Here is a 25,425-nt window from a genome sequence, read left to right on the forward strand (position 1 = left end):
AGGGTCTCTCGGGACTAGAGGGTCGTCTTGTAGAACTTCTTGGCGAACGCTTCCTGATTGGAGGCGTCCTTCGAGGTGGTCCAGATGAGGCGCTGGGCGTCGAGCTTCGGCTCCAGGCTCTCGCCCAGGCGGCAGCTCACCTGCTTCACCTTCTCCTTCACGGTCTGCTTGGCGACGTTGGAGACGGCGCACAGGTCCTTCAGGACGCTGAGCGAGGGCTCACAGTAGCCGCTGATGCTCAGCTCCTTGAGCAGGTCGTCGTTGATGCTGCTCCAGTCGATGCTCGCCGCCACGGAGGTGCCACAGGCCTTGTTCATCTCCTGGAGCAGGTCGCCGTAGTCCTTGTCGTGGCGCGCCATCTCGCCCTTGCGGTCGAACGCCATCAGCTTCGTCAGCGTGCCGTCCTTCTGCTGCTTCTGGTGCTGCTCGTAGACCTCCTCGGACTTGAGGGCCTTGGTGCGCTTCTCGTCGAAGGAGACGCGAATCTCCTTGCCGCGCCCCGGCACGTACATCTCGTAGTTCGAGTTGCGCATGTACAGCACGGTGTAGCCACGGCCCTTCCACTGGGTCACGTAGTTGTGCTGCTCGCTGCTGTTGGTGCTCCAGTCCTTCAAATCGAAGGGCAGCACCTTGCCGTCAATCTCGGAGCCCGTGCCCTGCACGCGCAGGATGTACTTCTTGGACGAGCGCGGGGAGAGGGGGACGACGGCCACTTCCTCGCCCTCGGCGCCGGAGTAGACCTTGCCGGCTTCAACGGGGGCCGCCGCGAGGCTGGAGGTGGCCCCCAGCAGCAGCGTGGTGACGAATACCGCGACCATGTTTCTCAAGCGATTCACCTCATGAGGCAGGGGCCCGTCCCATCTGGACGGCGCCATGTGTCAGAACTCGATGTCGTGCTGCTTGCAAAACTTCCGGACCCGGGCCTGCTCCAGCCGGGGGACCTTGGGCCACTGGGCCTTGGCGTTGCTCAAGTCCCCCTGCCGGCAGAAGGCCCGGGTGAGCAGCGAATAAGACGCCAGAGGGATGACCTTGGGTTCCCGCCGCTGGCTGCTGCGCGCCAGACGGATGGCCTCCAGGGTGTCTCCCCCGTTTAAAGCGCGCTCCGCGTCCGCCAAAAGCTGCCGCACCTCGTCAGACAGCTTTTCGGAAGGCTCGGGTCGGGTGGAAGGACGCGTGGAGGGGGGCGGATTCTTCGTCGCCACACCGGCCGGGTCGTCCGGAGGCGGGTCCACCGGCGTGGGCGTCTGCGTCCCATTGGGCGGAGGGACCACCGGGGTCCCCGTGGTGCCCTGGTTGCCCGTGGCGACGACGGTCGGAGGGGTGCCCGTGGCGACGACGGTCGGAGGCGTGCCCGTGGTTCCGGCGGTGCCCTGGTTGCCCGTGGCGACGGGCTGTACCGGCGGGGGCGTGGTGCCCGGGGTCGGCACCTTGGGCCGCGTCAGCCACCAGCCGCCACCGGCCACGGCGACGAGCGCCACCACGATGAGCGCGGCCACCGGCGCGCGGCTCCTGGGCGCCAGCGCGGGCTGCGTGGCCACGGGGTGGACCACGGCGGCGGCGCTCGCGGGCTGGACGGCCGCCCCGGGCTGCAGGGTGGGGGACGGCGTGAGGTAGCTCTGGGGCGCGACGGGCGGCGGCAGGGACGGCGTCTGCTGGGAGATGAGCGTGGGGTCCAACCCCGGTGGGTCCATCAAGGGCGCGGCCCGAGGCGACGCGGGCTGGACGAGCCCCATCTGCCCGGTGCCTCCCGAGGCGAACGCGCCCGACGGCGCCGAGGCATGGACGACGCCCATCTGCCCGGTGCCTCCGGAGGCGAACGGCGCGGCGGGCTGGACGACGCCCATGCTCCCGCTGCTGCCCGGCGCCATCGTGTCCTCGAAGCCCATGCGGCCCGTGTCGGGGCCCTTGCGACCGCTGCCCGGCGCCAGCGTGTTGGACAGCGAGGGCGGGCCCTCGGAGGGCAGGGCGATGCCGGACGGCAAGCCGGTGGGACGTGGCTGCCCGGCGTATGAGCCCGCGGCCGGGCTGAGCGTGTGCAGGGGGCTACCGGTGAGGGCCTCCACGAAGGAGGCGACGTCCGGGTAGCGGTCCTCGATGCGCTTGGACAGGGCCTTGTCCACGGCGGCGATGGCGTGGGCCGGGGCCTCCGGACACAGCGGGGCGAGCGGCGCCGCTGGCTCGTAGACGACGCGGAAGATCATCTGCGCGATGCCTCCCGCGCCGAAGGCGGGCATGCCCGTCATCATCTCGTAGACGATGCAGCCGAGCGCGAAGATGTCCGTGCGCGCGTCAATCTCACGGTTGCGGCCCTGGGCCTGCTCGGGCGACATGTACTGCGGCGTGCCGATGAGCATCGCCTCCTGCGTCTGCACGGTGGCGGAGTCGAGGACCTTGGAGATGCCGAAGTCGAGCAGCTTGAGCCGCTCGCCCACCACGCCCCCGGAGTCGGTGGGAACGAGGAAGACGTTGGCCGGCTTCAAGTCACGGTGGACGATGCCCGCGCCGTGGGCGGCCTGGAGCGCGGAGCCCATCTGTCGCGTGAAGGAGTAGACGTCGTGCAGCGGCAGCCGCCCGCGCTCCAGTCGCGACTGGAGGCTCTCTCCGCGCAGGAACTCCAGCACCAGGAACGGGGTGCCGTCCTCCAGCGTGTCGTAGTCGAGCACCTCGACGATGTTGGGGTGGCCCAGCCGCGAGGCGATCTCCGCCTCACGACGGAAGCGCGCGAAGATTTCGGCGGTGAGGTGGTCTCCACCGCGCAGCACCTTCACCGCGACCTGCTTGCCCGGGAGGCGCAGGTGCTGGGCCAGGTACACCGAGCCCATTCCTCCTCGCCCCAGGATGGACAGGACCTTGTAGGTATTGCGCAGGACCGTATCGATGGACAGGTCACCGTCGGACGGTCGATTCATGGGGCTGTGGCTCGCACGGGATTCTCAGGGGTGTTCCTCCCCATTCCATCCTCCCACCCCACCATGAGGCAACCTTTCCGAGGCGGGATTCCGGACGGAGGCTGTCTTGAGCGGTGAGAACCCCTGGTGGCTTTCCGCCAGCCTGCTAAGGAGGCAGCCTGTATGACGAAAGTCGCGCCGCCCAAGGACTTGCTCGAGGTCCGCGTCCGCCGCATCCATCGCCGGGACCTCAACCGGACCTGGGAGTTCCTCAAACTCGTCTTCCGCGACGTCAACCGCGAGACGGTGGAATACCAGCGCCCCCGCTCCAAGCGCCGCTTCATGGAGGTCTACACCTCCGAGTGGATAGAGCAGCTGGTCTACGAGGTGGACGGGGTCATCGTCGGCTACTCCGAGTGCGCCTTCGAGGCCACCGGCGATGACAACTGGGTGAACCCCCGCTGGTTCGAGAAGCGCGGCATGCGGCCCCTCTTCGTGGAGGAGCTCGCGGTGCACCCGGATTACCAGGGGCGCGGGGTGGGCAGCTTCATGTTGGATCAGCTCCAGCACCTGGCCCGCACCCGGGGTTGCACCCACCTGGTGCTCGAGGTGGCGGAGAACAACGAGGCCGCGCTGGCGTGGTACCGGGCGAGGACGTTCTACAAGCTCGACGCCGCCATCTTCCTCGCGCAGAAGGTGCCGGGAGAGCCGGACCTGCTTCCGCCGCGTCGCATCAAACGCCGGACGAAGGCGACTGACGGCGAGGCCACCTCGCCGAACACCGGGCCCATGCCGGAGACCCCCGCGACGCGCGGTGGCGCGCGCAAGGGCCGCTCTCCCGCGGCGAAGAAGGGCAGCTGAGCGTCACGGCGCCTTCGCGGTGGGGCTCGCGAGGGTGCGGCTGAAGAAGCGCTCGGCGTCCTGGCTGAGCTGGCGGTGCAGCTTCACGCGGTCGACCCCCGGTGGATCCACGCAAATCTCGGGGGTGTGCTTCGCCATCTCCGGTCGGCATGGCGCGAGGAACACGAAGTGCCCGGCTTTGGGCACCTGCGTGTACTCGGGTTGCTGGGGCAGGGCGTCGCGAACCTGGAGGGCCTGGGCGGCGCCGTCGAGCACCTCGTCCTTCTCCGCCGAGTACAGCCGGACGGGCACCTTCACGTCCTTGAGCCCGGCCCCGTCGAAGAAGACGCCCACGGGCGCCATGACGAAGAGGGAGCGGATGCGCGGCTCCTGGGTGCCACCGCGCAGCTCGGGACGGACGGCGCGCACGGCCTTCATCTCGGTGCACAGGACGCTCTGCTGGTGCGCGGCCTCCGCGCAATACGGCGCGAGCTTGTCGAAGTCCGGTGACGCGCCCCCGAGCAGGAGCACCGTGTAGCCGCCCAGGGAGAAGCCCATGGCGCCCACGCGCGCCGGGTCCACGAGCGGGCCGAGCGTCGGGTCCGCGAGCACCGAGTCGAGCAGCGTCCGCACCTGCCACGCGCGTCCCAGGAACACCTCGTCCGTGCCCGAGCGGGCGCCGTCGTTGTGCGTGTTGCCCGCGTGGTCCAACGAGGCGACGACGAAGCCCTTGCGCGCGAGCGCCGAGGCCAAATCACTGTGTCCCCAGCGCGTGCCCATGTGGCCGTGAGAGATGAGCACCAGCGGATGGCGTCCGGAGACGGGCGGCAGGTCCTTGCCCGCGTCGAGCTGGAGCAGGTCCATGGGGACGGGCTTGGAGGGCTGGGTGGAGGGATAGAGCACCACGCCGCGCAGGGGCCCGCCATTCACCGGGTCCTTCATGGCGAGCTCGCGGTAGCCCACGCCTCGGATGCTGGTGGACGCGGAAGCCGAGGCCGCCACGAGCAGGGTGGCGAGCGCGAGGGCCCTGGGAAGCGCGGTGCCGGGTCGTCCGGAAGTCTTCATGGCATCCTTATCGTCCGAGCCGGGCTTCGATTGCACGGCCCGAGGATGACGCTGGACGACACGCGCCCGGTAGCGCCGTCAGAAGCTCAGCGTGCCGAGCAGCTCGAAGGTGTTGCGGTAGACGTGCACGGGCTCGCTGACCGCGCCCTCCAGCGAGCCGGGCGTGGTGAGGTCCCGGATGCCCAGCTCGTGGCGGGACAACACGTAGCCGGCGCGCAGCCCGCCGTCGAGGCCGCGCAGCCCGGGGAAGAAGCCCTTCACGAGGATGACATCCAGGCCCGCGCCCAGGTGCAGCGTGTTGGGCCACAGGTTGCGGAAGAAGCCGGGCAGGCGAATCCAGTACGAGTTGGGATTGGCCATCCCCACGCCGTTGATGTTGCCTTCCTCCAGCCGGTACCACGTCAGCCCGTAGCCGACCTTGACGTACGGCTGGAAGCCGCCGGGCAGGATGTTGTAGCGGATGCTGCCCGCGTACTCCCACAGGTTGAGCTTCGCGCGGAGCTGGAAGAGGGTCGTCTCGCCCGCCAGCGGCACGTCGAGGCCCACGTCACTGCGCGAGTGCAGCAGGGTGTTCTCCGACGTGAAGCGGTTGCCCAGGTAGAAGCTCACCTTCAGCGTGGGGGAGATGGCCGTGTCCACCACCGGCTGGATGAACCGGGACGGCTGCTCGCTGATGGTCGGGTCCATGGCGAGCAGCTGCGGCTGCCACTCGGCGAACTGCCTGTCGTTGAGCAGCAGCGCGGCGAAGTCCTTGTCGAGCAGCCCGATGCTGATGCCCGCCTCCACGCTCGCGCGTCGCCGGGGCAGCTCTTTCTGGGGCGTGTAGACGGGCTCGTGTTTCTCCACCAGCGCGCGGATGGGCAGCCCCACCACCCGGTAGAGGAAGTCGAACGGAGGCAGGCTGATGATGATGGCCACCGGGCCGTTGAGGAAGCCCAGGTTGTTGGAGAAGTTGTCCTGCACGTCCAGCGGGAAGAACCAGGGCAGCTCTCCGGGGGCGTAGCGGACGAAGCCCGCGTTGGGCGCGGGCCGGTTCCAGCCCTCGCTGAAGGCGGGGCCGGTGATGGACAGGTTGCCCATGTCCGAGTGCGCGACGATGCCCGCCAGCGGCGAGGCGGCGGAAGGGTAGCCCCAGCGCAGCGGAAGGATGAGCCAGGACCACTCACGCCGCACGTGGGGGTCTTCGATGGCCAGGTCGTAGACGCGCTCCCAGTCCGGCACCAGGTCGATGCGCTCCGCCATGTCGTAGCGCACCACGTCCTCGGGCAGGGGCCGCGTCGGGTCCGACAGGTACTCCTGGTGGTCGAAGTGCTTGGGCACCGCCTCCGTGGAGCCCGCCGGGCCCACGCCCTTGAAGACGCCGGGCAAGGGATACGTGGCGTGGGATTCGCGCGCGTGAGGGCCGGGCGAGGCGAGCAGCTGCTCCAGTCCCTTCGAGTCCGCGCCGATGTAGCCGATGGGATGCGTGTTGATGCGCGTCTCCTTCTCGTCCGCCCAGACGTAGCTGCGCACCCGCGCCAGCAGCTTCTTCTCGCCGGGGTGGTCCTCGCCGCGCAGCTCCAGCAGCTCCTCCCAGCGCTCGCGGGGCAGGTACGCGTTGGGGTGCGCGAAGTCGAAGACCATGGAGTTGCGGTGGAAGAAGTACTCGGTGCGCTTGAGGACCAGGGGGTCGGGGCCGTCGGCGGCCTGGCCGCCATCGAGGATGCGCCGCACCTCGTCCTCGGTGAGCGCGCGCTCCACGGCGGACAGCGGGGAGATGACGGCGCTCACGTGCTCCCAGTCGCCCTCGTGGTTGTTGCCTCCGGCGTTGAATGGATAGAAGAACCAATACTGGATGAGCAGCTCGTAGCCGCGCAGTCCGCGCTCCGCGTCGCGCACCTCCGCGAGGAAGGGATGCGCGTAGACCTTCTCCGTGCCCAGGTAGCGGCGGGCAATCTCGTCTGGAATCGGGCTGGCGTATGCCTCGTGCCACGAGGAGGGGTCGAAGCCCGGGAAGTCGAAGTACATCACCGTGAAGGGCGCCTGCTCGGCGGCCACCGCGTCCTGGCGAAGTCGGGGGATGGTGGGGTGGTCCGGGTGGAACTCCCGCAGCAGCCCGATGAGGCGGCAGTCGTCGCGCGCATCCCTCCCGGACTGCTCCGTCTGGAGCGCGACTTCGGGTGCGCCATCCTCGGGGCATTGATGGCCGAGCGAGGAGAAGTTGATGGAGTCGCTGCGCATCAACACCGAGCCCGGCTTCGCCAGGTCCCACGTGTCCAGGCTCAGCAGCAGGCCTCCGGGCAGGTTCCGGAACGCCTTGTGGTCCATGGGGAAGGTGTACGTGTTCTTCACCAGGATGGGCGCGAAGCGCACCGCGAGCGCCTGCAGCACGCGGAACCGCTGGTCGTCCATTCCGTCGCGTGGAGCCTCGTCGCGGTAGGACGGGTCCGCCGTGTCGCCGTAGAGCGTGAGCGTCTGGCTCGCGGTCGTCTGCCGGACGATGCGCGGGTAGGCCAGGGGCACGTAGCGGAAGTACTCCTCGCGCGTCGGGGGCCCGGAGGCGCTCGCGTCGCCGGAGCCCGTCAGCAGGACCACGAGCACCACAACCCGCGCGGCGTGGACCGCGATACCCTGGTGCATGGTGTCCCCCCGGGACTCGCGGCGCCGTGCCTCATCTCATGGGGCGCTCGCGATGCGGGGAGCCTAGGAGGCGCGCTCCCACGCCATCCCAGGGGACGTGCGGGGAGCGTCGGACACCGTACGGATGCCCGGGTGGACGGGGGAGCAACTCACCCCGGCGCACCCGGTGGTCAACAGTCGCGGCGCGTGCCCGCCTCGGTGGGTCCGCGCGCTTGCTCCGCTCAAGCGGGCAACGGCTCCGTGGAGGACTGTGTCGTCGCGGTCGCGGGAGGCGTGGCCGGCGCCGCGCTGGCGGTGGCGTGGGGCGCGGGGGCAATGGTCGACTCGCCCATCGTCTCGCCGTGCTGGCTCAAGTCGAGCCCCTGCTCCTCCTGCTCGCGGGTGACGCGCAGCGGGACGATGCGGTCCACCAGCTTGTAGAGCAGGTACGAGCCGATGAACGAGAAGGCGGACACCAGCGCGAGCGCCACCATGTGCATGAAGAACGTCTTCGTCTGGCCGTGGATGAGCCCCACGTCCTTGGCCAGCACGCCGGTGAGCACCATGCCCACCACGCCGCCCAGGCCGTGGCAGGGGAAGACGTCCAGCGTGTCGTCGATGGAGGTGCGGCTCTTGAAGTGCACCGCCGCGTTGCTCACGAAGCTGGCGACCAGGCCCACCATGATGCTCTGCCCCACGGTGATGAAGCCCGCGGCCGGCGTCACCGCGACCAGACCCACCACCGCGCCCACGCACGCGCCCATGGCGCTCGGCTTGCGATTGCGCAGCCAGTCGAAGGCAATCCAGCCCAGCATCGCCGCCGCGGACGCCGTGTTCGTGGTGGCGAAGGCCAGCGTGGCCAGCGACGAGGCCGACAGCGCCGAGCCCGCGTTGAAGCCGAACCAGCCGAACCACAGCATGCCCGTGCCCAGCATCACGAAGGGCAGGTTGGCGGGAGTGTGCGACGTGTTCTCCAGATGCACCTGCCGACGCCCCAGCACCAGCGCGCCCGCCAGCGCCGCGAAGCCCGCGGACATGTGCACCACCGTGCCGCCCGCGAAGTCCAGCACGCCCAGCTGGCGCAGGAAGCCCTCCGGGTGCCACGTCCAGTGCGCGAGCGGCGCGTAGATGACCAGCGTGAAGAGCACCATGAAGAGCACATACGCCTTGAAGCGCACCCGCTCCGCGAAGGCGCCGGTGATGAGCGCCGGGGTGATGATGGCGAACTTGAGCTGGAACAGCGCGAACAGCAGCAGGGGAATGGTGGGCGCCAGGTCCGGGTGCGTCTCCCCACCCACGCCGCTGAACATGAAGAACGTCCGCGGGTCGCCAATGAGGCCGTGGAAGCTGTCACCGAAGCAGAGGCTGAAGCCCACCACCACCCAGAGCAGGCTGATGACCGCCATGGCGATGTAGCTCTGGAGCAGCGTGGACACGACGTTCTTCAGCCGCACCATGCCGCCGTAGAAGAACGACAAGCCGGGCGTCATCAGCAGCACCAGCGCCGTCGCGGTGAGAATCCACGCCGTGTCCGCTGGGTTGATGGGCCCCCCTTGCTTCACCTGCGCCGCCGGCGTCACGAACATGCCCGCCACGCCCACTCCCACCAGCAGGGCCAGTGCCAACCACTTCTTCATCACGTCACCCCAAGGAAGACTGACGCAATGCAGTATGGGGCCGGTGTGGGCCAGATTCAACGCCCTGGGGTCTTAATGGTCGGTCGCCAGGGTTAAAAACAGGAGGAATTGAGCTAAAGCTTGATAAATCTGGCCTCTGTGTAGGTTCGTCTACTTCACGATGATGCGGCCATCCTTGATGTCCAGGTCCTCGCCGCCCTTGAGGATGACGTCGCCGCCGTCCGCCTGGATGGTGCAGGGGCGTGAGCCCTGGATGGTGACGGAGGCCGTCTGGCTCTTGCCGAACGAGACGGTGGTCCTCACGCCGCTGCACACCGCTGTCCAGGTGTAGTCGCGCGAGTCGCGGTTGTAGTAGCGCACGGTGACGGCGGCCCACGCGGCCGACGACGCGAGCAGGCCGGCCGCGAGGGTGGCTATCGAGAGCCTGGCTTTCATGTCCCATCCTCCCTTGAAGGAAATGGGCGCAGTCATACCCGGTGGCACTGACGCGCGCTCGTCATGCGCGACGGACGTACCCGCCGACGCGGCACGCTTCGTCCCCGCGTGGAGTCCTACGCGGACATACGAGTCAGCGCGTGCGCGCGGCTCACGCGGGCGGCGCTGGCGTGGACTGCTCCAGCTCTTCGGGGTGGAGGTGGAACCAGCGGGCGATGAGCATCACCTCCTGGGCCTCGTGGGCGCGCAGGCCGAGCGTCTCGGGCTCCGGGCGCTCGAAGATTTCGCGGGCACGAGCTTCCAGGGCCTCGCGCTCCTCGGACGTGCGCGGCGCGGGTCGCTCGTCGCGCACGCTGCCTCGGCGCAGGACGTAGACGCGGTCCTCTCCGGCGTGGCCCGGCACCGTGTACACGAAGGATAGTCGCTTCATCGTCCGGCCCAGGGAGACCATCCACTCACGGAGGTTCTTCAGGCGCTCCGCGCGGTCTCTCAGCTCCGCCGCGTACTCGAACTGGAGGCGCCGCGCGGCCAGCGCCATGCGCTCGTGCAGCAGGGTGAGGGGCGCGTCGGAGGTGCCTTCCAGGAAGGCGCGGGCCTGGGCGATGCGCGCGTGGTACTCGGCGTGGGTGCAGCCACCAGCGCAGGGCGCGAGGCAGCGGGAGAGCTGGCCGCGCATGCACAGGGGCTCCTGCTTCAGCGGGAAGAGCTGTCCCTGGTTGGCCAGGCGCATGGGCGTGTCCGCCGCGCAGTCGCGCAGCTCGAGCAAATCATTCACCGCGCGCACCACGTCGGAGACAGCGCCCTGTCCCTGGAAGGGGCCGTAGTAGTCGCCGCTCGCGCCGGTGACGCGCCCCACGACGTGCAGTCGGGGCACGGCCTCCTTGGTGAGGTGGAGGAAGCATTGGCCGCGGTCCCGCTTGTGCTCCACGTTGTAGAGCGGGCGGTGGAACTTGATGAGGCGCAGCTCGCGCAGCAGCGCGGCGAACTCGCTGGGCGTGTGCTCCCACTCCACCTGATGCGCATGGGCGATGATGTCCGCCGCCTTGTCGCCGGGCTCCGCGCGAAAGTAGGAGAGCAGCCGCGAGCGCACCCGCACGGACTTGCCCACGTAGAGCACTTCGCCCGAGGGCCCCAGCATCCGGTAGATGCCGGGCCGGTTCTCCGCGTTCGCGCGGACGTGGTCGAGGAGTGAGGCGACGCGGGAGGACATCGTGAAGCGAAGGCCCGGCCCTGAGCGCGCCGGACGACAGCCCACCGTACACCTGGGGGAGGGCGCCATGCCGCACTCGCTCCGTGCCTGACCGGGGAGCTGACGGGCCTGCCAGGAAGCACGACGCAGGCGAGCAAGAGAGGGCTCGTGGCGCGCACCTCGCTGGCCATGACGGAGCTGCTCGCCCCGAGCCTGGAGGGCCTTCGCGGACCCTCCAGGTCAGGCGGTGCTACGCGGGCTCGATGAAGTTGAGCCGGTAGCCGTCCGGGTCGGTGACGATGACCTCCCGGGTGTGCCAGGGCTGGATGGCGGGGCCCTCCACCACGGCCCCCTGCGCCTGCGCCCGCAGGAGCAGCTCGTCCAGGCCGCTCTGGCCCTCGACGCGGAAGCCCACGAGCACGCCCAGCCCCCGTCGGCCTTCCAACTGCAACTGGGTCGGAGGCGCGACGAGGTAGACGTCCACCGCGCCCGCCCACTGGAGGCGGACGAAGGGCGGCTCCGCCTGGGTTCGCTCGAAGCCGAGCGCCTCGTAGAACGCGAGCGAGCGCGTCAGGTCCGAGACGAGCAGCTTGACGAAGGCGGGAATCACTTCGTGAGGCCTTCGGCGGCCAGCGCGGCCTGCACGTGCGGGCGAGCACCGACGCGCGCGTGGTAGGCCCGCACCGCCGGGAACGGCTCCATGTCCAGCTGCATGGGCTTCGCCCAGTTCAGCACGGTGAAGAGGTACGCGTCCGCGACGGTGAACTGCTCACCCAGGAGGAAGGACTGCTTGGAGAGCAGCGCGTCCAGCGTCTTGAAGCGCGTCGCGAGCCGGTCCTTGTAGATCTTCTTCCCTTCGTCCGGAAACGCCGGGTTGAAGAGGGGGCTGAAGGACTTGTGGATTTCGGTGCCGATGAAGTTGAGCATCTCCTGGAGCTGGTAGCGCTCCAGGGTGCCGTTGGCCGGGGCCAGCTTCGCCTCGGGCGCCTGGTCCGCGATGTACTGGACGATGGCGGGGCCCTCCGTCAGCACCGCGCCGTTGTCGAGTTGGAGGGCGGGGACATAGCCCTTCGGGTTCACGGCGAAGAAGTCCGCGCCGGTCTCCGTCTTCTTCGAGCGCAGGTCGACCTTCTCGAAGTCGAACTTCAGGCCCGCCTCACGCAGGATGATGTGCGGAGACAGGGAACAGGCACCGGACGAGTAGAAGAGCTTCATGGGAGCGTATTCCTCACGTGTGGGGTTCGAGGCGCGCAGTTCTGCACCTTCCCGAGGAGGGATTCCACCGTTTCGAGCGGGCAGGCCGCCTGGCTCCTGGGTCCGGGGGGCCCCGCTGCCGGGGGCTTGCTTGGAGTGGTAGTTCTTTCGCTCAGACATGGCCGGGCCTTGGGCTCGACCTGGAAGGACCTCCATGCGTTTCAAAGTCGCTCTGTTGCTGCCCGTCGCGTTGCTGACGTGGGGCGTGATGCCAGCGTGCTCCGGTGATGCCGACGACAAGCCCGACTCCGGCACCGAGGATGGCGGCTCCAACCCCACCGACTCGGGCACCGACGCCGGTGGCACCCCGGGCGACGGCGGCACGGGCAACGCGTCCTGTCCGTCCGGCGCCCTCATCTGTGAGACGTTCGAGAACGGCTCCGCGGGCTGGGATGTCGGGCACGAGCACTCCACCATCGAGGCGGACGGCACCAAGCCGCACACCGGCGCGCGCTCGCTGCATGTGGTGACGGAGGACGGAGTCAACGAGGCCACCGCCGACGTCGATGCCATCGCGCGGTGGATGAAGAGCATGCCCCCGTTCGAGACCCAGCTCTTCGTGCGCGCGCATGTGTTCATGAAGTCCTTCCCCGGGTTGTTCGGGCAGATGGGCACCTACTTCGTGCTCTTCTCCGACACGAACTCGGACTTCGGCGGCATCGAGCTTCAGGTCATCAGCGACGCGGGGTTCGCGCTCGATGACTGGTCCGCGCGTAACGGGCAGGGCTGGAATCGGCAGGGGCCGCCCGTCAACCTGGGCATGTCCACCGGCCGCTGGGTCTGCCTGGAGTGGGAGGTGCGCCGCCCCACCGCGACCAGCACCCACGGCAACACGCGCGTCTACGTGGACGGCGCGCTGGCCCACGACTTCACCAGCATCGGCATGCGCTCCTTCAACAACTTCTGGGTGGGCTACGGCTTCGTGCACCCCCAGGGGCCGTCCGCCTCCGAGACGTGGATCGACAACCTGGTGGTCAGCCGCACCCAGCGCGTCGGCTGCGAGTAGCGCTCGTCGTCCCCGCCGGCCCGGGTGCTCCCTGGGCCGGCGGCTCGCCTGACTCCTCCACGCGACGGATGTCAGGACCGGCTGGCAGTGTTCGTGTTATTTAGACACGAAGCCTCACCGCTTTCTCGCGGTGGCGGTCTGTCAGGAGCGGGTCATGTCGTTGAAGGAGCTGGCGCGGCAAACGGTGCGAATCACGGAGCAGGGGACGTATGTGGCGCCCTCGGGGCGGCACGTCTCGCTGGGGAGCCTTGTGGAGCGCGCCGTGAGCGGGACGGTGCTGTATCGCCCCGGCGACTTCGAGCGGCTCGTTCCCCGCGAGCGGGGCCTGGAGCTTCCCGCGCTTCGCCTGGAAGTCACAGGCGAGAAGACGGGGCAGGCCGCGCGGCGCCTGGTGGAAGAGGAAGGAGAGACGCGGGTCGCCGCGCTCAACTTCGCCTCCGCGAAGAACCCCGGAGGAGGCTTCCTGGGTGGCGCGAAGGCGCAGGAGGAGGACCTGGCGCGTTGCTCGGCGCTCTATCCGTGCCTGATGTCGCAGCGGGATTACTACGACACGAACCGGGCCGAGCGCTCGATGCTGTACACCGACCACCTCATCTACTCGCCGGACGTGCCGTTCTTCCGGGACGACTCGCTGGAGCTGCTGGAGCGGCCCTTCTGCCTCTCCGTGCTCACCGCGCCCGCGCCCAACGCCGGCGAGGCGCTCCGCGCGGACCCTCTCGTGCGGCCCCAGGTCCACGCGGTGCTGCGAGCGCGGGCGCTGAAGGTGCTCCAGGTGGCGGCGCACCAGGGCCACGAGGTCCTCGTCCTGGGCGCGTGGGGCTGCGGCGTCTTTCGCAACGAACCGGTGGAGGCGGCCCGCGCCTTCTCGCTCGCGCTGGCGGCGCTGCCCGGCGCCTTCAAGCGCGTGGTGTTCGCGGTGTACGAGCGGGGCGGAGACGGGCCCAACCTGCGCGCCTTCCGCGAGCACTTCGCGTGACGCGGAGCCCGGGGCGCGAGCGCGGATTTAACTCGGTTTAATTCCACCTCCGCCCCGGTTTGGACGACAACTCCCCAAGCGTTCACTTCAGGGGGAAGCCGATGCGAGGGGATTGGGGCGATCCGGGGGAATCGTCGGTGGGTGTGGCGAGGGCGTCGGACGTCGCCGCGCACGCGAGAGGGCTGTCATGGGTCTCTCGCGAGCGGGATGCTCGCACCGTTCGTGTCCTCGTCGGCCCCACGAGGATGCTGTCGGTGCTCGAGGACTTCGCGCGCGGCGTGGGGGGCGCCGCCGCGAGTCCGGGCATCGTGGGAGACGTCCTGCGCTGGTCGGGATGGCAGGTGGACTTCGATGTCACCCAGCGCGAGGGGCTGGCGGCGTACCACCAGTTCCTCTCCACCGGAGCGCTCTCGGAAGCGGTGTGCGAGGCGCGCGGCGTCTCCATGGCGACGCTTCAGGTCGCGGTGGGGGAGGCCCGCTTCGTGGGCGCGGAGCGCACGGAGACGTGGCTCGGCCAGGAGGCCAGTGTCTTCACCACCGACGAGAAGACCGGGCGCGAGGGCTTCCACTACACCGCGCTCCTGGGCAACCTCGTCCTGCGCAGCCGGGGTGAGGTGGGAGACACGAGCAGCCAGATTCATGAAGTCACGTTGACGGGTGTGGCCCATCAGCTCGTGCAGGCGCTGCGCCGGGTGCACCCGAGGACGGCGGCGCATGGCGACACGGCGGTGCTCATCTTCACGGCGGATGAGGCCGAGCGGCTTCGTCAGGGCGCTCGTGATTGGGTGCAGGCCGCGGAGGAAGGACACCCGCCCGGTGAGGATGGCACGCCCGAGTGGGTGCGGCGGCTGGCCGGCGCGGAGTCCTCCGAGGAGGCCGTCACCTGGCTCTTCACCTCCGCGAGCGATGCGGCGCGGGTGGCGGAGCGCGTGCTGGAGCTGAGAGCGTTCCTCCTGGAGTCGGACGCGGCGACGGCCCAGGCGTAAGGGGTGGGCGCCGGAGACGGCGCCGCGACGTCAGGGATAGCGAGCGAAGACGGGCACGGCCATGGACACTGAATCCGTGGACAGCTCCGGCTCAGTGCTGGTGAGCGGCTGATAGGCATCCACGGGTGATGCGCATCCGACGACGAACTCCGCGGCCTCGCGAAGCTTCTCCAGCGCTCGCTCCGTACAGTGGAGCGTGATGAGGGGAAGGAAGCCCGGCTCGCTCATCCACTTCACCGCACCCAGCAGGTGATGTGCGCTCAAGAAGCCCGTCACCGCGTCCCGCAAGGCACGGTTCTCCTCTCCCGCGGCCTGCAGGACAGCCCGCCTGTCTCGGGGGGGCGGGGCCGCTCGAGGCCCCCGCTCTTCCCGGGGCATGATGATGGTCTCAATCCACATCGGAGCGCCCTCCGGACGGAAAACCCAATGGCGCGCTGACCAGGTGAGGTTGCTTGCTCTCTGGCCATCGGGAAGCTGGAGAATGATGCGCGATTTCACTTCGAGTTGTTTCTCTTCGCGCGCCAATTCCTTCTCGGAGGGCGACAAATTGTGAAAAATCGGAGTGACCCTGAAACACACGATGTCTGTGTTTGTCCCACGGGGTGGGTGGATTCCGCGTAGGTGCAAGCCCTCACCTGTCCACGGGCGGACATAGGGATACGACAGGAGGGTATGTCAGGCTGGGGCACATGAGACCTGCCCGCCCGGTGACGCCCGAGACGCTGACTCCGACGCTTCTCACCCCGCGTGAGGGCGAGCGGGCGCGGTGCGCGGGGTGCGTTTCCTGAGTCGGTCCGAGGTCGATCATGCCCACCGGAACGCCCTCTCCCCGCAGTCGTCGCAGGCGCGCCACGGGCACCCCCGTGCGAGCGGGCCGCGTGTCGCGTGAGGAGGGCGTGCGGGTCGCCACGCCGCGAGGGCTGGGGCCGCCCGCCGTCTTCGTGGGGCGCAAGCAGGAGCTTCAGCGGCTGAGCACGCTGCTGCGCAAGGTGCGCACCGGCGTCGTCTATGGCCTGCCGGGCGTGGGCAAGTCCGCGCTGGTGGCGGCCGTGGCGTCGCGCCACCGGGGACCCGTCGTCCACCGCCGCATCGCTCCTGGCGACACGCTGGACGCGGTGGTCGACGACGCGCGCCGCCTCCTTCGCGAGGCGCCGGTGGCCCAGGCCTTGTCGGACGACTCGCGCCTGGAGGACCTGGCGCGGGAGCTGGAAGCGCGCCGGGCCTTGTTCGTCCTGGATGACCTCCACGTGCTGCGGCCGGAGGAGCGGCTGGCGCTGGTGGAGGGACTCGGCGGGCGGCTGCGCCACGGCGCGCTGCTGGCCACCTCACGCGAGGAGGTGCCGCGCCATGCCGCGAGCCCGGACCGCTTCGAGCTGCGGCTGGACGGGCTGCCGGAGGCCGCGGCGAAGCTGCTGTGGCGGCAGTTGGACACGCTGTATGGCGCTCGGGAGGGCTTCGCCGCGGCGTGGGCTCGTTCGAGAGGTGCGCCGTTCCTCCTGCGCCGCGCCCATGCGAATGACGCGGACGTGGAAGAGCCTGTGCGAGCGGCCCTCGCCGCGCTGCCTCCGGATGAGCGGCACGTGGCCGCGGTGCTGGCCCTGTCGGAGCTGCCGCTGCCGGCTTCCGCCCTTCGCGACGTGCTGCCTGGAGAGGCCGCGGGCGAGGCGCTGCGGAGGCTGGGCGCGCGGCTCCTCGTCGAGACGGATGCGCGGGGCCGCCACGGCGTGCATGACCTGGTGCGCGAGGCGTTCCAGACGCTGCTGAACGCGGACGAGGCGCGCGCCGCGCACGAGGCGCTCCTGCGACTGCTCGAGCGCGAGCCGCTGCCAGAGGTGGTGCGGGTGCGCGCGATGTGCCGCCATCTCCAGGCCCTGGGGCGCCATGAGCAGCGCCGGGCCTTCATCGTGGAGCAGGCGGAGGCGCTCGTGCGGCAGGGCGCGGCGGGTGAGCTGCTGACGTTGCTGGGCTCGCTGCCGCCCGCGCCGCGCACGCCGGACGTGGGGCTGGCCCGGGCGCGGGCCCAGGTGCGGCTGTTGGACTTGCGCCGTGCCTACTCGGAGCTGCTGGAGCTGCGGGCCTCGCTCGGGGACGGGGAGGACGCGGCGCTGCGCGAGCAGGTGGGCACGGTGCTGGTGCGGGTGGCCCTCTTCTCGCTGGAGCTGGACGCGTGCGAGCGGACGCTGGGGGCCATGCCCATGCCGCGCGACGCGGAGGTCTTCCTCCAGCAGCTGCTCGCCTGGGCCGCGCTGCGCTTCTTCCAGGGCCGGCTGGACGAGTCCCTGGAGATGCTCGACGCCGCGGGCGCCGCGTCCGAGGACAAGCGCGTGCTCGGCTGGTGCGCCTATGCCCGCGCGCTGATGTGCTGGATTGAAGGCCGGGACGAGGGGCTCGAGGAGCCGCTGAGCCAGTGTCTGTCCTTGCTGGAAGGCGCGCCGCTCAACTCGCGCGGGCCGCTGGTGGCCGCGATGTCCGCGGGCATCCTCAGTCGACTGGGGCGCTTCACGCAGGCGCAGGCCGCGCTGGATGGCGCGCGCGAGCGGCTGGGAGAGCTGGGCGCGCCGAGGCTCGCGCTGGAGCTGGACTGCATCGCCGCGCTGGTGCTCGGAGAGCGGGGTGAGCGGCGCGCCGCGCTGGCCGGACTGCGAGAGGTGGCCGCGCGGGCGGAGCAGGGTGGCTATCTCTTCGTCCACCACCTCTCCCGCGTCGGCGCGGGCCGCATGCTGCTGGAGCTGGGGCGGCGCGCGGAGGGACTGGCGCTGCTGGAGGCTGCGGCCGCCGCCGCGCGCGCTCGTGGCGCCGAGGGGCTGGCCCGCGCGGCCGAGGCGGCCTGTGCCTCGGACGTGCTGCGGCAGGTGGAGCGGCCCTCCGCCGTGGAGCCTCGCGAGGTGCGTCCGGGCGTGGCGGCTCGACAGCGTGCGCTGGCGGCGCTGGCGGCGGCGACGGCGGGCGACAGCGTGCGCGCGGAGGGGCTGCTGGCGTCGCTGGAGCCCCTCGCGCGAGGAGAGGACTTCGCGCTGGAGCGTGCGCTGGCCCACCTGTCCCGGGCCCTGCTGCACCGGCTCTCCGAGCGCGCGAACGAGGCCCGGGGTTCACTGGAGGCGGCGGCGCGCTCCGCGTCGGAGGGCTCGGCGGACCCGGAGCTGATTCCCGCGCTGGCGCGCACGCTCGCCTCGCTGCGGGTGGTCACGTCCGACGGCTCCCGGCTCGCCGCCGAGGCTCCGTCCTCCGCGTCCGACGGAGTGGTGCTGGACGCAAGAGACCATGCGCTGCGCGCGGGAGGCCACACCGTCTCGCTGGCCAAGCGCGTGCTGCCGCGCCGCCTGCTGTATGCGCTGGCCCGGCAGCCAGGGCGCACGCTGTCGAAGGAGGCGTGCGTGCGGGCCATGTGGGAGGCGGACTATGACCCCCGCCTGCATGACAACGCGCTGCGCGTCCACGTGCGCCACCTGCGGGAGATGCTGGAGAGCACCGGCGCGCGCCTCGTGTTCGAGGACCCGGGCTATCGGCTCGAGGTGCCTCGGGGCTTCGCCTTCGTGCGCGACGAGCCCGGCGCGACCTAGAGCGGCAGGTCCACCACGAAAGTCGCGCCACCGCCGGGTGATTCCTCCACGCGGATGTGTCCGCCGTGCGCCTCGACAATCTGCCGGACGATGTAGAGGCCCAGCCCCATGCCCCCGCTGCGCTGCGCGTTGTCGCCCTGGGTGAAGCGCTCGAAGATGCGCTCGCGGTCCTTCTCGGGGACGCCCTGGCCGCTGTCCCTGACTTGGAGTCGCAGGGTGCCGCCGTAGCGCGTGAGCGAGAGGTGCACCGGATTGCCGGAGCCGTAGCGCAGGGCATTGGACAGCAGGTTGCTCACCACCTGCTCCATCCGCAGCCGGTCGAAGCGGCCCATCATCGGCCCCTCCATCGAGGAGTGGAGCTGCACGCCCATGTGACGAGCCTCATCGCTGAAGCGCGCGACGAGGTCGGCGACGACGGCCGCGAGGTCTCCCTCGGTGAAGTGGAAGTCCAGCTTGCCCGTGCGGATGCGGCTGACGTCCAGCAGGTTGTCCACCAGCGCGCTCAGCCGACGCAGCTGGCGCTCGGTGGCCTCCAGCTTCGCCTGGACCCTGGGGGAGCCGAGCGTCTCCATGGGCGTGTTCTCCCCCATGCGTTGCAGCAACTGGGCCTGGAGGCGCAGCGACGTCAGCGGTGTGCGCAGCTCGTGGCTGGCCAGCGAGAGGAAGTCGTCGCGCGTGCGCACCGCCTCCTGGAGCGCGGACTCCGTCTCCTTCAGCGCGGTGATGTCCAGGATGGCGCCTCGGAAGACCACCACCTTGCCCGTCGCGTCGCGCAACACCCGGGCCCGGCTGGTGAGCCAGTGCCACGAGCCGTCCGGCCAGTACGTCCGGAAGGTAGAGGTGTACGCATCCATCTTGCCCGCGAAGATGTCATCCAGTTGCGCCTGGACACCCGGGCGGTCGTCGGGATGCAGTGATTCGATGAAGCGCTCGTGGGTCCACTCCGCCAGCGGATGGGGGTAGCCGTAGAGCCGGTCATGCCCCTCCGAGCGGAACACCTGCCCGGTGGCGAGGTTCGTCTCCCAGACGGCCATCTGCGCCGAGTCCAGGGCCACCTGGAAGCGCTCGCCGAGCTGACGGAAGCGCTCCTCGGTCCGGGCCACCTCGTTCTCCGCGCGCTGGCGGCGGGTGATGTCGGCGGCGAGCACCCACGTCTCCTCGCCCACGACCTGGACATTCACATCCAGCCAGGTGCGCGAGGGCAGCTCCGCCAGGAAGCGTCCTCCCTCGCGGGTGGCGAGCGCGGCCATCAGCCGCTCATGCAGCGAGGTGCCCGCCAGCGCGGGCTCCGCCACCCAGGGCTCCTGGCCTCGGAGCTCGTCGGCGGGGAGGCCCAGCAGCGCGGCGGCGCGGCCATTGACCTCGCGAATGCGCCCCTGGGCATCGAGGGAGAGAAACGCCTCGCTCATCATCTCCCGCAGGACACACAGGCGCGCGTCGGCGGAGAGCCCTGCTTCGTCGGCGGCGACAGCAGGCAACACTCGCGTGTCGTGGGAGGTGTCTTGCGGGGGGCCGGACACGGGGGACGGCGCGGAGTTCATGTAGACCTGAACCGTCCCCTGACGCTCCAAATGCGTCAAGTCGCCTCCTCCGGTTGGAGAATCATGACGCGGCCCTGCGTCCGCGCGCCGGGCCATCCACCGGCCCTTGCCTCGGCCCCTCTTCCGGCTGGCTCCGCGACGAGGACGGGACATGCGACTCAGGGCCCGCCTGAAAGCGCGGTCGGGTCTTCGATGGGTGTCGGCATGACCCACAGGCCCGTGGGCTGGAGGTACGCCTGGTCGAAGGCGTAGAGGATGCCGTTCCACCGGTCCAGGAAGACGGCCCAGTTGTACTCCGTGGGCGGAGACGTCAGGGGATTTCCATCACGGTCCGGCTGGCTGTACGCATAGTCGGCGTAGTTCCAGACCACCGTGCCGAACTCCGTGCGGAGCAGCGGGGTGACAATCTGGAGCAGCGCGACACGCGACACCTCGTCCGGCCGCTGCACCGAGGGCGAGAAGACAGGCTGGGCCATGTCGTGCTGTTCGCGCCAGGCGATGTAGTTGTTGCCCAGGGCCACCAGCGCGTCGCGCTCGGTCGCCGTCGGGGCCACGCGGGCCTTCTCGTAGAGGGCGAAGGCGGCCACCAGCAGGCTCTTGTAGTGCATGCCCGGGAAGACCTGGTCGAACAGGTAGGGCCGCGGGACGTCGTTCACGTGCGCCAGCGCATAGGCATACGCCTGCGAGGACTGCGCGGGCACCGCGCCCACCAGCGTGAACTCCGCCAGCACGCGCTCCGGCGTCACCGCGCCCGCGCCCTGGCGCCAGTCCATGTACAGCCGGCCCGAGCCGCCGATGTCCGTGAAGATGGCGAGGTTTCCCTCGTGGAGCGTGTGCTCCAGCGTCAAGACGATGCTCTCCGCCTTGTCGAGTGGCCAGAAGCCCGGGGCGCTCGCGTAGAGCGCGGCGAAGCGCGTGGCGGTGGCGGCCAGCGTGCGCACGTCCAGCAGCGCCGCGCCGTTGAGGGAGGTGATGAGCGCGCCGAGCGAGGCGGCCACGTCGGTGGGGAGTCCACGCAGCACCAGCTCCAGCCCCAGCTGCTCGGGCGCGACGCGGAGCTGGGCGTCGAGCCCCACGCGCTGGAGCGCATGGAGCACCGACAAGGAAGGTTGTCCGCGCGCGGCGGCGATGACGCGTCGGGCGAGCGCCGTGCCCAACAGGCCCTCGCCGCCGGTCTGCGAGGCATGGGGCGCGAAGGCGAACCAGTTGGGGCGCACGGCGCTGGCGCCACCGGGCTGGAGCGTCGGGTCCAGCACCGCGCCCACTTCATAGGCGAGGGCGATGTAGCCCAGGGTGATGCGGCGGTTGTCCTCCAGCGGCGTGGCCGCGGGCTGAGCCTGGGTCGACATGGACGTCAGTGTGGTGACCAGCGCCAGGACGGAGAAGAGGCGGGACGAAGAAGAAAAGCGGAGGAGGCGCATGGGGACACCGGCGGGGACAGGTGTGGGGCCCTGGGGAGGTAGTCACTGTCCAGGATCTTCCAAGCCATACTGGCTTCGCCGCATTGCATCAGTGTCCGGAGGACGACGAATCCGGGCCGTGTGATGCCCATGCGGGCCATGAGCGGGGCTGTCGCGCGAGAGCAGGCGTGGGTGCGTCAGCCCTCACAGGTGTCTGGCGGCGTGCTCCACCCACAGCGAGCCGGGCGCGGTGAAGACATCTGTCGCGTGTGCCTCCGTGACCCACCAGCTTCCTTGGGCAAGCTCCTCCTCGAGCTGTCCAGGCGACCAGACCGACAGGCCCTCGAAGGTGAGCGAGCTGCCGACGGGCATTCGGGGCTCCCGGCTCCCCTCGTACCAGGACAGGCCAGTGAGCAGGGGGTGGGCTCCTCCGGGTGGTGGGCTGTCCAGCGTGAGCGTGGTGCGGTGTCCGGGAGTGACGGGGCCACCCCAGCGGTCCACGCCTTCGGGAAGTCGCTGGTCCTGGTGGGTGCGCACGCGGTTGAGCACCAGTCCCCAGGTGCTCCGCGCCGGCCCCGCATCCAGCAGCAACACCACCGTCTCGTCGAAGGCGCCCGACACGCGACCGGGTCTGGAGACGAGGAGTGAGCCCGGCTTCAGCTCCACGGGCTCGTGCTCTAGCGCCTTGAGCACGTCGATGAAGCGGGGAAAGAGCACGAGCATCGACAGCGCGGCGAGGAGCCACAACAGCGCCGCATGTCTTCGGACCAGGGTCCTCACGACGCCGCACTCGCGCGGGTGACGTGTGGACGCGGGAGCGGGGCTGTCGCGGCGTCCATCTTCACGGCTTGCGAGGTGGTGGGGTGGGCTGTGGCAGCTCCGCCAGATGCTCCGCCTTGAAGCGGGCCAGGGCCACGGCGGGGTCAACGGCCAGTCCGATGAGGATGCCGATGGTGGCAATGGCGAGCAGGATGCCAACGGAGAGGAGGAAGATGAACTCTCCCGACAGCCACTTGAAGGCGAGCGCTCCGACGCCCACCTTGACGAGTGTCTCCTTGTCCTTCCGCTCCATGAAGCCTCCCCCAGTGCCGACAGCGAACGCGAGCCGCGCTCCGCGTACCGTGACGGGACAGCATAGGTTGAACGGCGGGCGACTGTAAGACCGGTTACTTCAGTCGGGCCAGGTCCATGGGCGTGTCCACGTCCTCGTCGCCGCCCGGCAGTGGGACGGTGACGACGCGAGAGGGCTCATGGGCAATCACACCACGCGCACCTTGCTCGGGGGAGAGTGACGCCAGTTCGTCGAACACGGAGCCAGCGAACAAGGCGGGCACGCCGCGTGTCCCGTCGTACTCGGAGGCGACGACGGGAGCACCGGTGCTTCGCCACGTGGCCACGAGCGCTTCCAGGTGCGCGGCCTCGACGCGCAGTTGATCGCACAGCATGACGAGCACGGCGTCCACGGCGGGCGGCGCGTGGGTGTCGGGTGTAGCGAGCAGCGCGGCGAGCCCCGCCGTCAGGGAGCCGCCCGGCCCGAGCGCCCAGTCCGGATGCGTCACGCTTTGGACGGGGAGCCCCGTGAGCTCCGAGGCGATGGCCTCTCGGTGAGCCCCCAGGACGACGACCACGGGCCCGCCGAGGGAGAGCGCTGCCTCCGCGGCGCGGCGAATCAGCGTCTGGCCTCGATGGACGACGAGCTGCTTGGGGTGCCCGAGGCGAGAGGAGCCGCCCGCCGCCAGCAACACCACACCGACGGTTACACCCGAGTCGGCGCGCTCAACCTGTCCGGTTACACAGACATCCGGGAGTGAGGCCGAGTCACGAGCGTCGGGTGAAGCCTCTCGCTCCGGACCTGTCACGCGAGCTTCCGCACGGGAGGCGTCGCCGCCGTGTGGATGGGGGCCTGTCGCTCGCGCAGCTTCCCACCCTCGCGGTCGGCGACGACGGCCTGGAGCTCGGCGACGATGGACAAGGCAATCTCCTCCGCGCCCTCCGCGCCCAGGTCCAAGCCCACCGGCGCGTGGAGCTTCTCCAACATCGCCGCGCTGGGCGCAGGGGAGAGCGCCGCGAGCAGCCTGTCCGTGCGAGAGCGAGGCCCCAGCACACCCAGGTAGGGCAAGGACCGGGGCAGCAGGCCCGCCAGCAGCTCCTGGTCCTGGGGCAGGCTGTGCGTCATCAACACCGCCAGCGTGCGGGGCGACAGCGGCACCGTCGTCGCGGCCTCGCGCGCCTTCGCGGACACCACCGCGTGCGCCAGCGGGAAGCGACGCCGCAACGTCTCCGTGGGACGGTCCGCGACCACCGTCACCTGCCAGCCCAGCCCCGCGGCCTGGGCGACGACAGGGGCCACATCGAAGCCGCTGCCGAAGAGCACCAGCGCATGGGGTGGCTCCACCACCTCCACCAGCACGTCGGCTCCTCCGCACGGACCGCTCCAGGTGCGTCCTGCGTCCAGCGCCTCGCGAGCGGCCTCGCGAACGGCCTCACCCAGGGTGCCAGCGAGGTGCCCGGCCTCCAGCCCGTCATCGCGCAGCAGCAGTCGAGCACCCACGGCATGGGTCGGTCCCTGGTACACGGTGGCCACGACGGCGCGGCGCCCCAGGTTCCGGGCCTCGGCCGCGAACGCGAGCGCATCCACGGGGCCCGGCTCGCTGCGCTCCAGCAGGACGTCCACGACCCCATTGCAGCCGAGCGCGAAGGACAGGCTTCCTTCGTCCTCGGGGCTCTCGCCCGTGGAGTCGTAGCGCAGCACGCGCGGCCCGGTGCTCGTCCAGAAGAACGCCTTGCGGACGATGTCGGCCTCCAGGCAGCCGCCGCTCACGCCACCGGCGAGCCAGCCGTCCTCGCCCATCAACATCCGGGCGCCGGGCTTGCGGTACGACGAACCGGACACGGCGACCACCGTGGCCAGTACCCAGGGGCCTCGCGAGTGCGCGCGGGCGCGGAGGATGGCGTCCAGGTCCTTCATGTTCCGCCGCTCATCCTAGCAGAGGCGCGGGCGTCAACGGACCGCGGAGCTGTCGTGGGGCTTCACCGGCACGGAGTCTGTCGAGAACCGTGCGAGAACCCGCGCGGCGAGTCGAGAGCCTTCCACGCAGAGGAAGACGAAGAGCACCGGCTCGATGAAGTACTTGAACCGCATGTTCTCGCCCTTCTCGAACAGGATGCTCACCGTGACGACGAACAGCACGGGAAGCACCAGCCCGGTTACGCGGAGCCACGCAGCCCGGTCTTCGAGTCTCCTCAAGGCTGGCACCCCGGTGACGAGCAGCAGCAACCAGAGCACGGGCGAGGAGAAGACGAAGTCGAGCGGCTCGCGCCACGGCAGCCGGTCCACCAGGACGTGGGGCTGGTAGCGACTGGAGGGCTCGCCATACAGCGAGGCATTCTCCGCGAAGGAAGCGAGCGTCGTGGAGAGGGGTTGCTCGAGCAGCGCCCGGCGACACACGTACTTCAAGCCCACCGAGTAGCGCAGGGCATCCAGGTGGTTGTAGTTGTAGTACCCCCCCAGCTTCTCGTCCTGGCGCAGCACGGCGGCGCTCGATGGAGAGGGCAGGGAGGTGGGCATCACGTTCGGAGGCAGGCGCACGCCGCCGAGGTCGGGCTCGCCCTGGCCGATGGCTCGACAGAAGTTGAGTCCGTCGAAGGTGGACGTCATCGACGTGCCGAACAGCGCCACCTGCTTGGCGACGTAGGGGCCCGCGAAGAGCGCCACCACCGCGAGGTACCTTCCCACGCGCCGCAGGGGGACGCTCCTCAGCGCGAGGCACAGGGCCACGAGCAGGAAGAAGGGCCACTGGAAGATGGAGCGCACGAAGAAGAGGAGGAGCGACGCGGCGGCGAGCCGGGCGATGGAGCCTTCCTCCCGCTGAAGTCGCCACAGCTCGAAGCAGAACCAGAGGAAGGCGAGCGCGCTGGCCGCCGTGCTGTCCAGCAGGGTGGCGAAGGCGAGGGCCCCTGGGTGCAGCGCCGCGACCACCGCGCCGATGATGGCGGCCGTCCTGCCCGCCAGCCGATACACCCAGGTGAAGACGAGCGTCACCGTCGCCG

22 protein-coding genes are annotated in these 25,425 nt (G+C 70.1%); 5 read left to right on the forward strand and 17 right to left on the reverse strand.

From position 1 onward, the window contains the following. Positions 1–14: 14 nt before the first annotated feature. Positions 15–818, reverse strand: a complete 804-nt coding sequence (locus ACN469_RS28925) for a hypothetical protein (protein WP_498772945.1) — start codon at positions 816–818, stop codon at positions 15–17. A 60-nt stretch (positions 819–878) separates the two neighbouring features. Beyond that, positions 879–2,909: a serine/threonine-protein kinase gene (locus tag ACN469_RS28930; protein WP_498772947.1), complete on the reverse strand. Its 2,031-nt coding sequence runs from the start codon at positions 2,907–2,909 to the stop codon at positions 879–881. A gap of 162 nt (positions 2,910–3,071) precedes the next feature. On the opposite strand from ACN469_RS28930, the gene ACN469_RS28935 reads away from it, so the two are divergent. Beyond that, positions 3,072–3,749 (forward strand): GNAT family N-acetyltransferase, encoded by a 678-nt coding sequence (locus tag ACN469_RS28935; RefSeq protein WP_498772949.1) that lies wholly within the window; start codon positions 3,072–3,074, stop codon positions 3,747–3,749. Positions 3,750–3,752: 3 nt separating this feature from the next. Here the strand turns inward: ACN469_RS28935 and ACN469_RS28940 are convergent, their stop codons facing one another. From ACN469_RS28940 to gstA, 7 genes are all read right to left on the reverse strand, one after another. Then, complete coding sequence (locus tag ACN469_RS28940) at positions 3,753–4,793, reverse strand: alpha/beta hydrolase family protein (protein ID WP_498772951.1); 1,041 nt, start codon at positions 4,791–4,793, stop codon at positions 3,753–3,755. Positions 4,794–4,871: 78 nt separating this feature from the next. Next, positions 4,872–7,412: a hypothetical protein gene (locus ACN469_RS28945; RefSeq protein WP_498772953.1), complete on the reverse strand. Its 2,541-nt coding sequence runs from the start codon at positions 7,410–7,412 to the stop codon at positions 4,872–4,874. Positions 7,413–7,633: 221 nt separating this feature from the next. Beyond that, positions 7,634–9,028, reverse strand: coding sequence for an ammonium transporter (locus tag ACN469_RS28950; protein WP_498772955.1), 1,395 nt, complete (start codon positions 9,026–9,028; stop codon positions 7,634–7,636). 150 nt (positions 9,029–9,178) lie between these two features. Beyond that, the gene (locus ACN469_RS28955) at positions 9,179–9,463 is read right to left on the reverse strand and encodes a hypothetical protein (protein WP_498772957.1); all 285 of its coding nucleotides are present in this window, start codon (positions 9,461–9,463) and stop codon (positions 9,179–9,181) included. Positions 9,464–9,614: 151 nt separating this feature from the next. Continuing rightward, the gene (locus ACN469_RS28960; RefSeq protein ID WP_498772959.1) at positions 9,615–10,673 is read right to left on the reverse strand and encodes a UvrB/UvrC motif-containing protein; all 1,059 of its coding nucleotides are present in this window, start codon (positions 10,671–10,673) and stop codon (positions 9,615–9,617) included. Positions 10,674–10,902: 229 nt separating this feature from the next. Then, the gene (locus ACN469_RS28965) at positions 10,903–11,262 is read right to left on the reverse strand and encodes a VOC family protein (RefSeq protein ID WP_163870362.1); all 360 of its coding nucleotides are present in this window, start codon (positions 11,260–11,262) and stop codon (positions 10,903–10,905) included. After that, positions 11,259–11,867, reverse strand: coding sequence for a glutathione transferase GstA (gene gstA, locus ACN469_RS28970; RefSeq protein WP_498772962.1), 609 nt, complete (start codon positions 11,865–11,867; stop codon positions 11,259–11,261). The genes ACN469_RS28965 and gstA overlap by 4 nt, the downstream gene beginning before the upstream one ends. 193 nt (positions 11,868–12,060) lie before the next feature. Here gstA and ACN469_RS28975 point away from each other — a divergent pair, with 193 nt between their 5' ends. The 3 genes from ACN469_RS28975 (at position 12,061) to ACN469_RS28985 (ending at position 14,874) form a co-directional block, all read left to right on the forward strand. Beyond that, positions 12,061–12,912 (forward strand): hypothetical protein, encoded by an 852-nt coding sequence (locus ACN469_RS28975; protein WP_498772964.1) that lies wholly within the window; start codon positions 12,061–12,063, stop codon positions 12,910–12,912. 154 nt (positions 12,913–13,066) lie between these two features. Beyond that, on the forward strand, positions 13,067–13,888 hold the full coding sequence (locus tag ACN469_RS28980; RefSeq protein ID WP_498772966.1) for a TIGR02452 family protein: 822 nt from the start codon (positions 13,067–13,069) through the stop codon (positions 13,886–13,888). A 137-nt stretch (positions 13,889–14,025) separates the two neighbouring features. After that, positions 14,026–14,874: a hypothetical protein gene (locus ACN469_RS28985; RefSeq protein WP_498772968.1), complete on the forward strand. Its 849-nt coding sequence runs from the start codon at positions 14,026–14,028 to the stop codon at positions 14,872–14,874. Between the two features lie 30 nt (positions 14,875–14,904). Here the strand turns inward: ACN469_RS28985 and ACN469_RS28990 are convergent, their stop codons facing one another. After that, positions 14,905–15,273, reverse strand: coding sequence for a hypothetical protein (locus ACN469_RS28990; RefSeq protein ID WP_498772970.1), 369 nt, complete (start codon positions 15,271–15,273; stop codon positions 14,905–14,907). Between the two features lie 407 nt (positions 15,274–15,680). Between ACN469_RS28990 and ACN469_RS28995 the strand changes: the two genes are divergently transcribed. Further along, complete coding sequence (locus ACN469_RS28995) at positions 15,681–18,434, forward strand: winged helix-turn-helix domain-containing protein (RefSeq protein WP_498772972.1); 2,754 nt, start codon at positions 15,681–15,683, stop codon at positions 18,432–18,434. On the opposite strand, the gene ACN469_RS29000 is transcribed toward ACN469_RS28995, so the two are convergent. The 7 genes from ACN469_RS29000 to ACN469_RS29030 form a co-directional block, all read right to left on the reverse strand. Continuing rightward, positions 18,431–20,014: a sensor histidine kinase gene (locus tag ACN469_RS29000; protein ID WP_498772974.1), complete on the reverse strand. Its 1,584-nt coding sequence runs from the start codon at positions 20,012–20,014 to the stop codon at positions 18,431–18,433. The genes ACN469_RS28995 and ACN469_RS29000 overlap by 4 nt on opposite strands. Before the next feature lie 119 nt (positions 20,015–20,133). Then, entirely contained in the window at positions 20,134–21,396 is a 1,263-nt protein-coding gene (locus ACN469_RS29005; RefSeq protein ID WP_498772976.1) for a hypothetical protein, read from the reverse strand. A 183-nt stretch (positions 21,397–21,579) separates the two neighbouring features. Beyond that, a complete protein-coding gene (locus ACN469_RS29010) occupies positions 21,580–22,155 on the reverse strand; it encodes a YqgE/AlgH family protein (RefSeq protein ID WP_498772978.1) in 576 nt (191 codons plus the stop codon). Positions 22,156–22,216: 61 nt separating this feature from the next. Beyond that, complete coding sequence (locus ACN469_RS29015) at positions 22,217–22,447, reverse strand: hypothetical protein (protein ID WP_498772980.1); 231 nt, start codon at positions 22,445–22,447, stop codon at positions 22,217–22,219. A gap of 94 nt (positions 22,448–22,541) precedes the next feature. Then, entirely contained in the window at positions 22,542–23,123 is a 582-nt protein-coding gene (locus ACN469_RS29020; protein WP_498772982.1) for a nucleotidyltransferase family protein, read from the reverse strand. Positions 23,124–23,230: 107 nt separating this feature from the next. Further along, entirely contained in the window at positions 23,231–24,343 is a 1,113-nt protein-coding gene (locus ACN469_RS29025) for an XdhC family protein (protein WP_498772984.1), read from the reverse strand. A 33-nt stretch (positions 24,344–24,376) separates the two neighbouring features. Beyond that, positions 24,377–25,425: hypothetical protein (locus tag ACN469_RS29030; RefSeq protein ID WP_498772986.1), on the reverse strand; the 1,049-nt coding region annotated here is incomplete at its 5' end.

Source organism: Corallococcus terminator (assembly GCF_049194865.1).
GTDB lineage: Bacteria > Myxococcota > Myxococcia > Myxococcales > Myxococcaceae > Myxococcus > Myxococcus terminator_A.